At 38.5% G+C, this 16470-nt stretch carries 11 protein-coding genes and 3 pseudogenes; 5 read left to right on the forward strand and 9 right to left on the reverse strand.

What is annotated here, in order from left to right; genetic code table 11:
- The first annotated feature begins 128 nt into the window (after positions 1 to 128).
- The 3 genes from NDM98_RS12850 (at position 129) to NDM98_RS12860 (ending at position 2570) form a co-directional block, all read left to right on the forward strand.
- Positions 129 to 1241 carry a helix-turn-helix domain-containing protein gene (locus NDM98_RS12850; RefSeq protein WP_251608243.1) on the forward strand — a complete coding sequence of 371 codons (1113 nt, stop codon included), beginning with the start codon at positions 129 to 131 and terminating at the stop codon, positions 1239 to 1241.
- Complete coding sequence (locus tag NDM98_RS12855) at positions 1225 to 1731, forward strand: ABC transporter substrate-binding protein (protein ID WP_251608245.1); 507 nt, start codon at positions 1225 to 1227, stop codon at positions 1729 to 1731. Before NDM98_RS12850 ends, NDM98_RS12855 begins: the two co-directional genes overlap by 17 nt.
- A gap of 116 nt (positions 1732 to 1847) precedes the next feature.
- Complete coding sequence (locus tag NDM98_RS12860) at positions 1848 to 2570, forward strand: IucA/IucC family C-terminal-domain containing protein (protein ID WP_251608247.1); 723 nt, start codon at positions 1848 to 1850, stop codon at positions 2568 to 2570.
- Between the two features lie 27 nt (positions 2571 to 2597).
- Here the strand turns inward: NDM98_RS12860 and NDM98_RS12865 are convergent.
- The 3 genes and pseudogenes from NDM98_RS12865 to NDM98_RS12875 all read right to left on the reverse strand — a co-directional run bounded on the left by NDM98_RS12865 (position 2598) and on the right by NDM98_RS12875 (position 4586).
- Positions 2598 to 2986 (reverse strand): annotated as a pseudogene (locus NDM98_RS12865) (VOC family protein).
- Positions 2987 to 3005: 19 nt separating this feature from the next.
- A complete protein-coding gene (locus tag NDM98_RS12870; protein WP_251608249.1) occupies positions 3006 to 3824 on the reverse strand; it encodes an SMI1/KNR4 family protein in 819 nt (272 codons plus the stop codon).
- Between the two features lie 54 nt (positions 3825 to 3878).
- Positions 3879 to 4586, reverse strand: a complete 708-nt coding sequence (locus NDM98_RS12875) for a GntR family transcriptional regulator (RefSeq protein WP_251608250.1) — start codon at positions 4584 to 4586, stop codon at positions 3879 to 3881.
- Positions 4587 to 4729: 143 nt separating this feature from the next.
- Here NDM98_RS12875 and bglA point away from each other — a divergent pair.
- Positions 4730 to 6168 (forward strand): annotated as a pseudogene (gene bglA, locus NDM98_RS12880) (6-phospho-beta-glucosidase BglA).
- A 47-nt stretch (positions 6169 to 6215) separates the two neighbouring features.
- Here the strand turns inward: bglA and NDM98_RS12885 are convergent.
- From NDM98_RS12885 to NDM98_RS12910, 6 genes are all read right to left on the reverse strand, one after another.
- Positions 6216 to 7268 carry an LLM class flavin-dependent oxidoreductase gene (locus NDM98_RS12885; protein ID WP_251608253.1) on the reverse strand — a complete coding sequence of 351 codons (1053 nt, stop codon included), beginning with the start codon at positions 7266 to 7268 and terminating at the stop codon, positions 6216 to 6218.
- A gap of 159 nt (positions 7269 to 7427) precedes the next feature.
- Positions 7428 to 8309 (reverse strand): carbohydrate ABC transporter permease, encoded by an 882-nt coding sequence (locus NDM98_RS12890; protein WP_251608255.1) that lies wholly within the window; start codon positions 8307 to 8309, stop codon positions 7428 to 7430.
- Between the two features lie 12 nt (positions 8310 to 8321).
- The gene (locus tag NDM98_RS12895) at positions 8322 to 9281 is read right to left on the reverse strand and encodes an ABC transporter permease (protein ID WP_251608257.1); all 960 of its coding nucleotides are present in this window, start codon (positions 9279 to 9281) and stop codon (positions 8322 to 8324) included.
- 16 nt (positions 9282 to 9297) lie between these two features.
- Entirely contained in the window at positions 9298 to 10497 is a 1200-nt protein-coding gene (locus NDM98_RS12900; protein WP_251608259.1) for a response regulator transcription factor, read from the reverse strand.
- A 12-nt stretch (positions 10498 to 10509) separates the two neighbouring features.
- Positions 10510 to 12207 carry a sensor histidine kinase gene (locus NDM98_RS12905; RefSeq protein WP_251608261.1) on the reverse strand — a complete coding sequence of 566 codons (1698 nt, stop codon included), beginning with the start codon at positions 12205 to 12207 and terminating at the stop codon, positions 10510 to 10512.
- A gap of 57 nt (positions 12208 to 12264) precedes the next feature.
- Positions 12265 to 13944: a type 2 periplasmic-binding domain-containing protein gene (locus NDM98_RS12910; protein ID WP_251608263.1), complete on the reverse strand. Its 1680-nt coding sequence runs from the start codon at positions 13942 to 13944 to the stop codon at positions 12265 to 12267.
- A 218-nt stretch (positions 13945 to 14162) separates the two neighbouring features.
- Here NDM98_RS12910 and NDM98_RS12915 point away from each other — a divergent pair.
- Positions 14163 to 16459, forward strand: a pseudogene (locus tag NDM98_RS12915) (glycoside hydrolase family 3 C-terminal domain-containing protein).
- Positions 16460 to 16470: the final 11 nt, after the last annotated feature.

Genomic DNA, 16470 nt, shown 5'->3' on the forward strand with positions numbered 1-16470 from the left:
GATCTCCTTCACCCTAATTGATATTGATAATCATATCCACTTGTACTACTATAAAGATTCAGCCACCTATCGTCCATGCACATTTCTGTTTTTCCATGTATGATAGCGGAAAAGGAAAGGATATTTCTATGACTTTTAATGACAACATAAAAAACGAACTTTCCTCTTATGTATATAAATTAGAAAGCGTTACCTATTTTGATTCACAAAAAAGTATCATGCAAACTCCGTCTCACCATAGTTTCATTCTATTTAAAGAATCCATTGGACAGATTGAACTAAACGGAACTAACTATTCTATTAATGAGGATTCTGTCTTTTTTTCACATGCCAACAATCATAAAAAGCAGGAGATCCACTTCACAGAACGCCTACAAGGATATCATTTTCAATTTTATTCTTTAATAGATCAAGTGGCCGGAGAGTACAAACAAAGTCCTCTTTCTTGCCCTCAAAAGCTCTATACAACACAACACTCGTTACTACAGACAAAAGCAGAAGAGATCTTCAATCTACAAGACCACGATAAGATGATGGCGAATATCTTATTTCAAAAATGGATCTACACAGTATTTAACGAATTACAAACTGGACAGTCCTTATCTATTGAACAACTCATTCATAAAAGCCGTGAATACATAAACACCCATTACCACTTAGAGATTACACGTGACCAACTTGCTCAAATGACTGGACTGAATGTTGATTATTATTCACGTAAATTTAAGCAATACTTTCAAAAAAGTCCGATCACGTACTTAAATGATGTCCGTCTGTGGCAAGCCAAGCAACGGCTGATTCAAACAAATGAACCAATTCGCTCTATTGCTAAACAAGTAGGGTTCACTGATGAGTTTTATTTTAGTCGAAAATTCAAAACAAAAGAGGGGTACTCCCCTACGTTTTATATAAATAAATTAAAACAATCGAGACGTTTGGCCTCACTTAACCATGTTGTTACTGGTCACTCGCTTGCACTTGGTATTGAGCCTTACGCCGCTATACGGAATCAATCTTTTCCTCTTACTAGCGAAATCGAGCATACCCTTTCAATTGGCAATGAGTATCCTGATTTAGAAAGATTGCTTACTGTTAAGCCTGAACTAATTGTTAGATGTGCACCTGCAGATCAAAAACAAACCAATAAAGACGAGCTGTACCATCATATTGCTCCTACAGTCACTCTATCCTTTCAAGATAGCTTGGAAAAAGAATTTAGATATTATGGCTCGTTTACTTAATAGAGAAAATGAAGCTATGACTTTTTTGGAAACGTATCACACAAAAGTAGAGATGGTTAAGAAACAGATAAAACATAAAGTTGGTAGTGGCAATATTCTTATACTGGGGATAGGAGAAGGTGCAATTTGTGTATATGGACAACGAAATCTTGGCAGTGTTCTATACAACGATTTACACATCTCAAAACCTGCAGGAGTGGAGCAGATCTATCATGTGAAAGAAATCTCCCTTTCCGACTTATGTATGATGAATCCAGACCATATCTTGTTAACCATCTATCGAAACAAAAATAGACTACCAAGTAAACAAGCTATACGTAACCAAATAGTACACGTACAGCAAAGTCCAGAGTGGAACGCACTCAAAGCTGTCCAACAGGACAAGATCTATTCAATTCTTGACACAAATCACTTATACACCAGCTATAACTCCTTCTCACAACATTTATTTCTGAATAAAATGCAGCAGTTATTAACTGAGAGAATCTAATAATAGTCTTAAATGTTCAACAACATCACGCAAATGTCCATGTTCAACATTTACCTACTCACGAATAATAAACGGATAAGCTCTATTCAGAAATTTTTCGTGTAGGAAGGTGAACCATGGCCGTTAACGAGTTACAGATGGAAGAATTAAAGCCTTTTGGCATTTTCACTTGGGAAGAAGCAATAAAAGAACAAGGAACACCCGCCATTAATCTATTAAACGACGATCAATGTCGTTCTTTTCTTACTCAATATATGCATGAAATTAATGCCCCTAACTTACGAGTTACTGCATCATTATTTATGAAACAATATGCACGAATTACCATTGCAGCGGCGCTTTATCAAATAAGCTTAAACAATGCATTTGTATCCTTACCAATTGAAAGCTGCCTGTTTGGTAAAGACCGTAAGCTACATATTAAACAAAACGCATGTGACTGGAACGAATGGGAAGCAGATAACCGCAAAGCCTGGCTGCACAGCGTCCTGCACCCCATGTTTGCTCGGCACTTAACACCCATGATCGTCATGCTGCAGCGAACGTCTAAGCTCTCATCCAAAATCCTTTGGGAAAATGCAGCCGTGCGAATCAATTCTTTTTATCGTCAGTTACTTAAAGAAGAGCTTAGCCAAACCCAATCCGATCACGTTATAGCGGATTTTAATTTCCTAAAAGAAGCAAGCGGAGACCTCTTTCAATTAAAAGAGAATCCACTAGCTCCCTTCTTACATCTAGATACTGAGACCTGTACACGCCGTACCTGCTGTATGTATTATTTAATGGATAAAAATGAATACTGTGGTGTTTGTCCGCTGACCAAAAACCCTTCCTCTTAAAATGAGGAAGGGTTTTTAGCTACATTTTCACTTGTTCATTTCATAACTAGATATCTCAATCAAATTCCCATCAGGATCTCTAATATAAACAGAAAGAATAGGACCTAATGCACCTGTTCTTTTAACAGGACCCAAATAATCGCTACACCATTTTGTTTCAACATTTCAATCAAACTAGATTCACTTTCATTTGTAATGAAACACATATCACTTGAACCAGATAATGGACTTTTGGCTTTTGGATCAATCTCTTGACCAGCTTGATGAAAATTAATCTTCTGCTGTCCAAATTTTGCAGCCTTTCTTCCTTCTCCAAAGGTTTCAATCTCCATACCTAGCACATCTTGATAAAACGCACATGATACCTCAATACTCTTTACTGTTAAAACAAAATGATCCAAACGTAAGATCTTCAAATCGTTCACTCCAATCTATTCACACTTGTTTCGCATCAAAAAGCCTTTGTATTTTCTTTGCGAAGTTTTGGACTGGTCGATGAGGATACCGTTTCAGTAAATCAATTACCTCTTGGATAGACACTTGGTTTAGCCCTTCTTCATCTAAGCGCAGATCGACAATATGATAAAGTGTTACAGCGGCATCCTGCACAATATACTCATCTTCTTTTACAGCAACCTTTTTTAACTGAGTAAGAAGCCAGTTTGTATCACTGTCTGTGTTAATAAAATAAGACAGGGCAGAACTGATTTTACCTATGTTATTTCTAGAAAACACCTTATTACCTTCTTCGTATGTATATTCGATCTGTTCCTCTTCAGATGTATAATCCTGATCAGAGTCAGTTTCACGGTATAGCTTCGTCAGGAATTCATTAAAGGACTCTGCAATGGTTGCTTCAAATTCTAAATCGACATCGATTAAGACAACACACGGATCAATCTTATTCTGCCTATAATCTAAGGCTATCCAAACTGAACCATTACCACTTAGTAAAACAATCTTCTTAGGTAATTCCCACTCATTTATTAAATATGACGATTGTAATACGCCTTCTTCTTGATCTACGCTCAATCCGAATAAGTGTTCAATTGTTAAGCTTTCGTCCTCAGATTCATACGCAAATGGAAATTTGTCAAAATGTAAATAGCCTCCGTTTTGTACTTTTAGAAGTTGAAGATACGCTTTAGGAAAACGGACATTTAACTGCTTTTCTACTTCTTGTACAATTGAATCGGTTAATGGCGAAAGTTCATACTCATCAAATAGATCTGAAGTCCAATATGTTTGTTTCATTTGTCTTCTCCCTTTTTAAAATGAACCGTACCCGTTCTGTTTGCCGAGCTCCCCCTACATCGAATACCCTGTCGACTGAAAAAAGAACTGCGATTGTTGATAATTATACGTAACCCTAGAAAAATCAAATGGTTGAGCATTATTCAAATGAAATATCGTCTCTACAAATAATTTAGGTTCACCCTCTTGTAACCCCAAATACTCTGCTTCTACTTTGGTTAGCGAATTCACATGAAGATACATATCAGAGAACCCAATTTTGTGCCCAAGGGCTTCGCTGATGTAGTCAAAAATTGAATTGGTTGCAATTTCGTTATTCAAATAGGTCACAATTGACTTGTTGTAATAGGATTCCTCTAAGCAGAGCGTTTGCCCGTTGATATAACGAACACGTTTGACGTAATAGACATCCTCATCAAGATCAATATTAAGACTCTCTGCTGCTTCCTGCGTTGGCTTTCTAATGTCCAGTTCGATTACTTTCGCAGTAATCTTATCATCTCGAAGCTCCCCACTAAATCCTTGGTTCGTGAAACGAATATAGCCTTTACGCTTTTGTTTCCTTACAAAAATGCCACTTCCCCTTACTTGATAGACTAATCCCTTTTTCTCCAATAAGCTAATTGCTTTAATAACAGTACTTTTGCTCGCTTGATATTGCCCCATTAACGTTTCAAGTACCGGAAGCTTACTTCCTTGCTCAAGCTCATTTTGACTAATATTCTTTTCTAATTCCTTTGCAATTTCCTCATACTTTAGCATAGACAGTCCTCTTTTTGCTTTTTTGTTCTTGTCCCTAAATCATACCATATAGCCATAGATCAAACATTATTAGGTTATTGATAAATTATAACGGTACAATTATAATGTAAGTGTATAATCAATCATAATTAGGGGGTCTATAGATGAAACAATTACCTAAGGATTTTCTTTGGGGCGGCGCTTTAGCTGCACACCAATTTGAGGGTGGATGGAATCAAGGTGGAAAAGGACCAAGTGTAGTTGATGTGATGACAGCAGGTGCACACGGAGTCCCGAGACGAATTACTGAAACGATTGAAGAGGACGCTTTTTACCCGAACCATGAGGCCATTGATTTTTATCATCGGTATAAAGAGGACGTAGCTCTCTTTGCTGAGATGGGGTTAAAGTGTCTACGTACCTCGATAGGCTGGAGCAGAATTTTTCCTAAAGGTGACGAATCCGAACCAAATGAAGCAGGTATGAAATTCTACGATGATCTTTTTGATGAGTTATTAGCTCATGGCATTGAACCGGTTGTGACGTTGTCTCACTTTGAGATGCCTCTTCATTTAGCTAGAGAATATGGTGGTTTCCGCAATCGTAAAGTGGTTGATTTCTTCGTGAAGTTTGCAGAAGTCTGCTTTGCCCGCTATAAGGATAAAGTAACCTACTGGATGACCTTTAACGAGATTAACAACAAAATGGATGTTGATAATCCGTTGTTCCTTTGGACAAATTCTGGTGTAGCTGTTAAAGAAGGCGAGAATGCTAAAGAAGTTATGTATCAGGCTTGGGCACCATGAATTACTATCAAGTGCATTGGCTGTTGTAAAAGGAAAAGAGATTAACCCTGCCTTCCAAATTGGAGCCATGGTGTCACACGTTCCGATCTACCCGTACTCTTCTAATCCAGATGACATCATGTTAGCGGAAGAATCTATGAGACAGCGATACTTCTTCCCAGATGTACATGTTCGTGGAGCTTACCCAAACTACATACTAAAAGAGTTTGAACGTGAAGGGTACAGCATCCCATTTGAAGAGGGTGATGAGGATATTCTACGTAACGGGACCGTTGATTATTTAGGGTTCAGTTATTACATGTCAACTACAGTTAAAAGTGATGCAAAAGCTGACACAAATAGCATCTTAAACGGCGGACTTCCAAACAGCGTGGACAACCCCTATATCTCTGCAAGTGACTGGGGTTGGACGATTGATCCAGTTGGATTACGATACACTCTAAACCGCTTTTATGATCGCTACCAGATTCCATTATTTATCGTTGAAAATGGCTTTGGTGCAGTGGACCAAGCTGGATGAAGATGGATCGATTCACGATACACAGCGAATTGATTATCTAAAAAATCATATTAAAGAACTTACAAAAGCCGTTACCTATGATGGCGTGGATCTTATGGGGTACACACCTTGGGGGATTATTGACATTGTCTCCTTCACAACAGGTGAAATGAAAAAACGCTATGGTATGATCCATGTTGACCGTGACAACGAGGGAAATGGATCGATGAACCGCTCAAAGAAAGATTCCTTCCACTGGTATAAGAAAGTCATTGAGACAAATGGTGAAGAGATATAAGTTCATGAGAAAAACGCAGGTTGCCCGCTTAGGGTCCTGCGTTTTTTTTACTCTGCCGTATATTTACGAACAGCAGGTAAGATCTTCGTTGCGATGATCTCAATATTTTTCTCAAGCTTTTCTAACGGAACCCCACCAAAGTCCATTTGTGCTACATATCGCTGATGACCAAATACTTCGCGTTGATAAAGGATCTTCTCAATAATTTGCTCAGGACTTCCCACATTCATCACGTTATGTGGATCAGTACCCTGCTCAAACAGAAAGCGTGGGAACCCTTGACCATTGGTACGCTTCATGCCTTCATTGATGTGAGGATAATACTCATCAATCGCCTGTTGAGTCGTCTCTGCTGCATAGAAGAAACCTGCTGTCGCAACTGGTAAAGCTGCCGGATCATGTCCACCTTCTGTTGCAGCCATACGGTACGCATCCACCGTACGTTTAAATGCTTCAACCGGTCCACCCAAATGAGCCAGGAACATCGGAACCCCTGCATAGCCCGCTTTAATAGCACTAGTTGGTGTTCCCCCAACTGCACGCCAGATGGGCAGGCGGCCATTCGTTGGACGTGGAAGAACCTCTGCATTCCGAAGCGGCTTACGGAATTCTCCACTCCAGTTGACTACCTCTTCTTCATTAATCTTACGTAGCAAATCAAACTTCTCTTCAAATAGTTCTTCATAATTGTGTAGGTCATAGCCCAGCAGCTCGTATAAGCCGACACGTGAAGCGCGCCCTGCAACGATCTCTGCACGCCCACCTGACAACAAATCAATTGTAGAAAAATTCTCGTAGACTCGCACAGGGTCTGACGTACTAATAATTGTTGAGCTACTTGCAATCTTAATCTTTTCCGTTGCCTGCGCAATCGCTGATAACACAACCGCATGTGCTTGTGTCGCAAAAAATTCCTGATGACTTTCGCCAACGCTGAAGAAATCAAGACCCGCCTGCTCAGCGAGCTGAGCCAATTTAATAATTTCCTGCAGTCGTTGCTGTACAGGGATTCGCTCACCCGTCCAAGGATTCGCTAAGTGATCCCCCAATGTATATAAACCAAACTCAAACTTGTTAGGATTAATCCGATACTTCTCCATCTAATCACCTCTATCCTTATTATAGAAAGAAAGCTCACCATTTGTAAGTACGCACTTATGAGTGACATTGTATCTAAAAGGATACTGTAAAAAGAGTGTATAAAAGAAAAAAAGCCTGCTGACAGCTTCATTCGTCAGCAAGCCTTCATTTTAATTTCTTTATTCCTTAACCGAGCCTAGTACGATCCCTTTTACAAAATACTTCTGTAAGAAAGGGTAAACCATTATAATTGGCAATGCACCAATAAAGATTTGAGCAGCACGCACGGTTCTTTCAGACATCGCCTTCATCTCATCTGGATTCACGTTCATTTGTGAATAGTCATTCTGTACAATAATGGTTTGTAAAAAAGTCGATAGTGGAAACTTAGATGAATCCGTTAAATAAATCAATCCATCAAACCACGAATTCCATTGACCTACCATCGTAAACAATCCGATCGTTGCAAGAGCTGGCAGTGAGATCGGCAAATAAATACTAAAAAGAATTCTAAAATGACCAGCTCCATCTATTAAAGCGGCTTCCTCCAGAGATTTTGGTACCCCCGTTCGGAAGAAATTCAACATTAGGATAAGATTAAACACGTTTACTGCACCTGGTAGCACCAAAGCCCAAATCGTATTAATTAACCCTAGGTTCTGTACAAGAATATAAGTAGGAATTAATCCTCCATTGAAAAGCATGATGAATACTAAAAAATAGATATAAAACGTTCTCCCTTTAAACTCATGATCTTCTTTAGATAAGGCATAAGCAGCTAAAGTAATGGTTACTAAGCTGACTACTGTACCAAGTACCGTTCTTGAGACTCCATTCCAAAGTGCACGCAAGAAGTTATCGTTCCCTAACGTTTGTTCCCAAGCTGAAATTGTAAAATCTATGGGTAAGAATCGTACTAAATTTGCATTGGTTGAAGCTGGTGCACTAAATGATACAGCTAAAATATGAATCAGAGGAATGATACAAATAATTCCAAGTAAGATTAAAAATCCTGTATTCAATATAGTAAATATTCGATAAGATTTACTCATGTGATTCATACTCATTCCTCCTTAAAAGATACGATAATTTGCGTATTTATAGGCTAGACGATACCCTAGAACGATCAAAATAAAGGCTATAACTGATTTAAAAAGCCCTACAGCAGTCGCATAACTGAAATTTCCTCCCAATAGCCCTTGTCGATAAACATACGTATCAATAATATCGCCTTTATCATAAACCAACGGGTTATATAGATTGAAAATTTGATCAAATCCTGCGTTTAATATGTTCCCTAGAGCGAGAGTAGCAACTACAATAGTAATTGGTAGCAGTGCAGGTAACGTAATGAATAATACTTGTTGAAAACGATTGGCCCCATCCACTACGGCAGCTTCATATAAAGCAGGGTTAATACCTGAAAGTGCTGCCAAAAAAATAATCGCAGAAAACCCAAAGTCCTTCCAAACATCACTTGCAATCACAGTGACACGGAACCAGTCACCATCACCTAGAAAAAAGATAGAGTTTATTCCAAAATAATTAAGAAACTGATTAACTAGTCCTCCATCTACACTTAATAAATCGAGTAAAATACCTCCTAAAATAACCCACGAGAGAAAATGAGGGAGATAAACTAGTGTCTGTATGGATCGTTTAAATGCCGTGACCCTTACTTCATTTAGTAACAATGCAAACGCAATCGGAATAATTAATTGAAAGACAATTTTAAAGCTAGAGATCACTAGTGTATTCCAAATAACCTGCCTACCCTCACTAAACTCAAAGATCTTCCTAAATTGGTCAAAACCTACCCATTCTGACCCTGTAAAGCCGTGCCATGGCTTGTACTCTTGAAAAGCCATTACAATTCCTGCAAGAGGTAAGTAGTTAAAAATAAAGGCAAGAATAATCGCCGGCATTACCAGCACATGTAACGGCCAATTCCGTTTTAAATTCCAAGCACTCTTTTTCCTTTTCTTCTTCTTTTGGTATTTCAATTCATTTTGAGGATTTGTTAATGCGCTCATTAAAACACTCCTTCCATTACCTGTTTCTGAATTCCTGTGGAGTCTTATTGAAATACTTTTTAAATACTTTAATAAAATAGGACGAATCGCTGTACCCAAGAGATTCGGCAACTTTTATAACTCGTTGGTTCGTATGCACAAGGAGATAAACTGCATGCTCCATTTTCAACTGGTGTGTATAATCAGAAAAATTCTCTCCTGAGATTTCTTTAAAAATCTTTGATAGGTAAGCAGAATGAACTTGAAGTTTGTCTGCAGCTCCTTGAAGAGTTGGGTACGAATGAAGGTTTAGCCTGACATATTGCTTAGCACGTTCTACTAAGGTTTCTGATGAAGACTTATTTCCAACTTGCTTTGCTTTCTCAATAGAATGTTTCACTTGATTAATCTGCTCCATGACGTTTGGCCAAAAAGTAAAACAATCTGTAATTTCTACTACAGTTGTGGTTTTTAATTTCATAGATAAACGTTGTTTCAATTTAATAATCTGGTGATTAAGAAGCTCTTTTTTACCATTAAATAGTTCCTCATTTTGAACAATTAGAAGAATGGTAACAGTACAAGGGTCTTCCATTAGCATAATTGGAAACCCAATTGATGAAAGTTCGGATTGAACTTCGTGCTCTATTAAAGCTCCTTCTTTTAGGAGCTCGTTGTAGATTCCTACCCAATAACATTGTGAGTCAATTTTTATAGGGAGTTGGTATTCATCTATTTGTCTTTGAATATGTTCTACTTCAGTCTTATTAACCTTCCAATTTCTTAATAGTATCCCCCCAATAAAAACAGGCTTTTTAGATAGTTCCAAAAGCATATTCTGTCTTTCCGTATCCTGACTTTCTTCTTCCTTCCACTTTTTTAATACACCTTCTACAGAAATCAAGAGTTCCTCGTCCGAGCAAGGTTTAAGTAAGTAATCAACAGCATGAACACGGATCGCCTGCTTAGCGTATTCGAATTCCGCATATCCAGATAAAAGAATTCCTTTAGTGGAGTATTGTCTTTTATTCATTTCAATTAATAGATCAATACCTGATTGACCTGGCATTCTAATGTCGGTAACAACTACGTGAACAATATTAGACTCTAGCAGTTCTAAAGCTTCATTCACTGAAGAGGCCGATAGTATAGTCGTAATACCTAAATCTCCCCAATCTATCGCACTTAAGCCAAGTAAGGTTGCCTCTTCATCATCCACCAATAGAAGTGTATACACGTAAGTGCCCCCTCATTTGTTTGCCTCTAGCACTTGCCATTTAAGTTCAACTTTTAATCCGCCAAGTTCAGATTTACTAAGATAAATGCCCGATTCGTCATCATATTTTTTTTGTAAGCGTTGATGGACGTTGCGAAGCCCATAACTATCTTTTAAAACCTCACCATCCTCCAAATTAAAAGCTAGTTCGTTCATTTCAAGGTCAGAAAGACCTAATCCGTTATCTTCAATTGTAATTAGATATGAATTCTGATTAACCTTTCCTGAAATGCGTATATAACTTTTTCCTGTGACTGATTCAATTCCATGAACAATTGCGTTTTCAACAATAGGCTGAATAAGTAGTCTTGGAATTTCAAGATCATACATATCTTTTGGTACCGAAATTGAATAGGTTAAACATTTCTTTCTTAGTGCATGAATGGATAAGAAATGTTCAACTAAATCTATTTCTTCCTGTAATCTTGTCTTTTCATCTTCAACCCTCGTTCGGTATCTAAAATAGTGTCCTAAATGAAGAGCCATTTTCTCTACAGCTTCTGTTTGCTGAACTTTAGCCATGTTTTTAATATAGAATAGACAGTTGTAAAGAAAATGAGGGTTTATTTGAGCTTGCATTAATTTTAAAAAGGCATCTTGTGAACGAATCTTCTCCACATATACCTGTTCAATTAACGTTTGAATTTGTTGAGCCATTTCATTAAAGCCATGTGTTAGTTTATGGAATTCATTATTATGCTCAGCTGTAATTCTTACGGAATAATCAGCTTGTTTAATCTTGTGTACAGCATGACTTAAATCACGAATTGGGATGTGAATTTCCTTATACAAAAGCCAACCTGAAATGACTCCAAAAAAAATCATGAGTACAACAGATGTATACAGTAAATACCTACTTGTATAAACAGGTTTCAACAACTCATCCAGAGGAAAAAAGTCAATTAAAACCCAATCAAGAGCTTCTGATTGTACATAACTAACTAGATACTGAATTCCATTATGATGAACGTTTAGCGTGCCACTGCTTCCTTGAAGCTGATGATCTATTGATTCTGTTAAAGTAGAATTGGTTCTCTCTGGAGCAATCGTTCCGAAATTGTCATGAAACAAAAAAGCTTCATTATCGTTTGTTGTTACTAATTCATCTAAATGATCTCTTAAACTTTGTGCATATACTCGGGCTTCAATAATCACTTCATTCCCAATGACAACGTTATTTAATGGATATCGTACGTGACGAATAAAGTAATCTTGCTCCCTGCCAGTACTACTCTCTATATAACTCCATGAACTTGATAAATTCTCGGGAGTATCAGGGAAATTAGGCATAGTCGTGATAGCGTTATCATTACTTGGCATATAAATTGTCACATCAACTAAAAGCTTACTTAACTGCTGATAGGTACGGAGTTTTTCAGAGACATTTTCTTTCAAAGCAACTGCTTCAAAAGGACTGTACAATTCAATGTTTCTTAAACTACTAATATCGGAATCGATACTAAGAGCGACAATAAACTGTGAAATTTGATCAAGGTCAGATTCAAACTGATTGACTGATACCTCTAATCGGTTTACGTTACGAGAGTGAATGTCTTCAATAATAACTTGTTCAGTTACATAATTTGAATAGCTATAAATAAGTACTGTCGGTAACAGTAATAAAAGCAGAATAATGACTGCCTTTTGAAACAGTGTTAATCTACTCATCATTAATTCCTCCTCTTGTTAAAAGTTTATCTGAATCGTTGCAAGAGGAGGAGATAAATCTTATTCGCTTTCTTGAATTGTTTTATACCACTCATTTACTTCCGTAGTAATATCATCTCCACCAGAGCTTTTCCATTTATCAACAATATTTTCGAATTCATCAATGGATTGTTCTCCGTAGATCATTTTACTAAATGACTCTGAGAGCATAGTGTCGAGAGTATCTTGCCTTGAGAGCATCGTAGGTGTTGGTGCACCAGTAAACATACTCGCTACCTGTTTATCTGCTCCATCTACAACAATTCTAGCTCCTTCCCAAGCCGCTTCTGGATATTGTAAATACACTTTTTTCTCAAATGGAGTTTCGGGCTCCTGGCCACGTGCAAATTCAGCTAGCGTATTGATGTATAGAGAGGGAATTCTTGCTCCATCAAAAGTAATTGTGTATTTAACAGGATCTATTCTTCCACCCGGAATTTCATCATCCTTATACTTTACATCTTCTTCATCTAAATAATAATCATAGCCTTCAGCAAAACCGTATTCGAATTCATTTCCTTCTACAGGATTCGCAAAGTTCTCAAATAGGTAATTCTGGTAGACAAAAAAGGCTTGGATTTCTTCTTCCGTCGCACTTTCATTTATCATGACAGCACCATTTTGAGACGTGATTCCAGTAGAACGACCCGCTTCACCATTTGGACCAACAGGTATTTCGTATGCTTTATACTCTGCACCATCCACATTATTAAGCAATTCCGCAAGTGGCCAATCAGGCATCCAATGTGGTCCAGCAATGATTCCAGCTCTTCCAGATGTAAATAATTCAGATGCTTTTACTTCATCCCATAGGCCGGATTCAGGATGTATATATCCTTTTTCCATCCACTCCTTAAGTGTTTGTAATCCTTCCTTAACCTCAGGTTGAATGGAACCATTTTCTAGAGTACCATCTTCTGTAAGATTCCACTGATCAGGCATTGCACCATATGCTCCAAATACCCAATCTGTGGTGGACATCCATGTGTTATAAGAGTTTGCAAATCCTGCAGCTAACCCATATGTTTTTTCCCCGGTTCCACTCGGATCTTCATTTACAAATTCATCCATAATCGATTCAATATCTTCCATAGTCTCGGGTCCCTCTAACCCCAATTTGTCTAACCAATCCTGGCGAATGAATAAGACAGTATCTCCATTCATTTCATAATCTAATATAGGGATAGCAAATCTACCTTCTTCCCGTGTATATGGATCCCATGCATGAGGATCTGCTTCCATTGCTTCCTTCCATGCTGATGACGCGTATTTATCAAAGATTTCACCTACTTCAACTACACGACCTGAATCAATTAAATCCTGAGTTATATTACTTCTTAAACTAATAATTGATGGTAACTCTTCATTCGCCGACATACTCAGTTGCAGCTTAGTATCAAAAGTGTCGTCTGGTCCACTTGTTGTCCAAAGGTAATCTAGATCAATATTGAATGTATCTTTCACCCATTTTGTATGCACATTATCTTGAATTGTCTCTCCCTCTTTAAATAAGATGTCTCCAGATATATGTTTAATTAAACTAATTGAAACTGGCTCCTCAAAAGACTCTGGTAGCTCCTCAGCTGATGCAACCGGGTCTAACTTACTTTCTTTTTGAGCAGATTCATTATTACTACATGCAGCCGTTAAAATAAGAATACTACTAAAAAATGAAAGCTTTAAAACCTGACTTCTTTTCATAATTATCCCCCTTTAATGTAAGCCCTTACATAATAGTACTTACTTTTAGAAGCTACGAAAACCCAATTTATTTAAGGTACATATGACTTTATTAATCATACTCTTATAATCAGATTCAATTAAGACTTGCATTTTATTTAACTTACATAAAAAGCCTTAGGTTTCCAATCCCTCAAAAACGGAAATACCTACGTTAGATACATAAGGAGGATATAAAGTTGAATAATCAAGTGAAGCAATGGTTAAATGACCTGACGATAGAAGAAAAAGCGGAGTTATGTAGTGGTAAGGATTTCTGGACAACACAAGCCGTTGAGCGATTAGGCATCCCTTCCATTATGATGACGGACGGCCCACATGGACTGCGTAAGCAGGCTGGTGAATCCGATCACCTAGGTTTAAATGAAAGTGTTCCTGCTACCTGCTTTCCCTCAGCAGTAAGCCTTGCCTCAACGTGGAATCGTGACCTGATCTACGATGTGGGGGTGGCTTTAGGTAAGGAGGCCCGAAAAGAAGAGGTGGCTGTTCTTCTCGGCCCAGGTGCAAATATCAAACGTTCGCCGCTATGCGGTCGCAACTTCGAATACTTTTCGGAGGATCCGTACGTTTCTGCGCAGCTCGCAGCAGCTCATATTAAAGGTGTACAGAGTGAGGGCGTAGGTGCTTCTCTTAAGCACTTTGCTGTAAACAATCAGGAGCACCGCCGCATGAGTGTTGATGCTGTAGTTGATGAACGAACACTGCGCGAGATCTATCTAGCTAGTTTTGAAGGCGCAGTAAAAGAAGCGCAGCCATGGACAGTTATGTGCTCTTATAATCTGGTTAACGGAGAGTATGCCTCAGAGCATAAGCGTTTGTTAACAACAATCCTTCGTGATGAGTGGGGATTTGATGGTCTTGTTGTCTCTGACTGGGGAGCGGTGAATGAACGTGCCGCTGGTGTAGGAGCTGGTATGGATTTAGAGATGCCAACATCAAACGGGGTAGGAACTCAGAAAATCCTTAATGCGATAGAACAGGGTGAGCTTGACGAACAAGCTCTTGATTATGCTGTCACTCGCATTTTGAATTTGGTTGTTAAGTCTTCCTCTCAAAAGGATCTAGTAGATGTTGATATGGATGCACAGCACAGCTTGCACGAAAAGTTGCTAGAGAGGCTGTTGTTCTTTTAAAAAACGAGGGTGACCTGCTTCCTCTTCAAAAGAGTCAGAGCGTTGCCGTGATAGGTGAGCTTGCTAAAAAGCCTCGATATCAAGGCGGAGGAAGTTCTCACATTAATCCGTATCAACTAGATAATGCTTATGATGAGCTCGCGCTTTATGCAGATTCGCTATCTTATGCACAAGGATATGACCTTGAAAAAGATAAAGAGGATGATCAGTTGATTCGTGAGGCAACAGATTGCGCACGAGATGCAGAGGTAGCTATTTTGTTTGTTGGCTTGCCGGATCGCTATGAGTCTGAGGGATTTGATCGAGATCATATGTCTCTACCAACCAACCATGAAGCCTTAATCCACTCTGTTTTAGACGCACAGCCAAACACCATTGTGATTCTAAGCAACGGCTCGCCTGTTGAAATGCCTTGGGTCGATGATATGCCATCTATTATTGAAGGGTACCTAGGTGGACAAGCAGGCGGTGGCGCTGTTGCAGATGTCTTATATGGCGTTGAATCTCCTTCCGGTAAATTAGCTGAGACGTTCCCAGTAAAAGTTGAGGATAACCCATCCTATCTTTATTTCCCGGGAGAAGATGATCGCGTCGAGTATCGAGAGGGGATTTTCGTTGGCTATCGCTACTATGACACCAAAAAGGTCAAACCACTGTTTCCTTTTGGTCATGGGTTAAGCTATACAACGTACTCTTATGAAAACATGACTGTTTCTAGCCATGAACTGAATGATTCAGAAAAAGTTACGGTTACGGTTACGGTTACGGTTACGGTTCAAGTTAAAAATACGGGGTCCGTAAAAGGAAAAGAAATCGTTCAATTATACGTGCACGACAAGCAATCATCTGTTGTTCGACCGGAGAAAGAACTTAAAGCATTTGATAAGGTCGAGCTTGAACCTGGTGAAACAAAAGAGGTTCACCTTGGATTAGATCGTCGTGCCTTTGCCTACTACAATATGGATAAAGAAGACTGGTCAGTAGAAAGCGGAGAATTTGAATTAAGAGTTGGACCATCTTCTGCTGAAATTGCACTTACGGAAACCATCTCAATTACGTCTTCTGAGCCAACAAGTTTTGAAGTGACTCGTAAATCAACGATTGGTGATTTAATGCAGTCTGAACATGCAGACAAGCTGAATCAATGGCTGGAGAGTCATTTTGGCGATAGTCCTTTTACTCCAAATGAAGAAACAGAAGCGAAAAGTGAAGAAGGTGGTTCTGACATGATGAGCGAAATGCTTAAATATATGCCTCTTCGTGCACTAGTGAATTTCCAACCTTCAAAAGAAGCAAATGAAGCACTCGAGCAGTTTATAAAAGAATGTAATCAATCAGAGTAAATAAAAGGGCT

Source organism: Alkalicoccobacillus plakortidis (genome assembly GCF_023703085.1).
Classification (GTDB): Bacteria; Bacillota; Bacilli; order Bacillales; family Bacillaceae_D; genus Alkalicoccobacillus; species Alkalicoccobacillus plakortidis.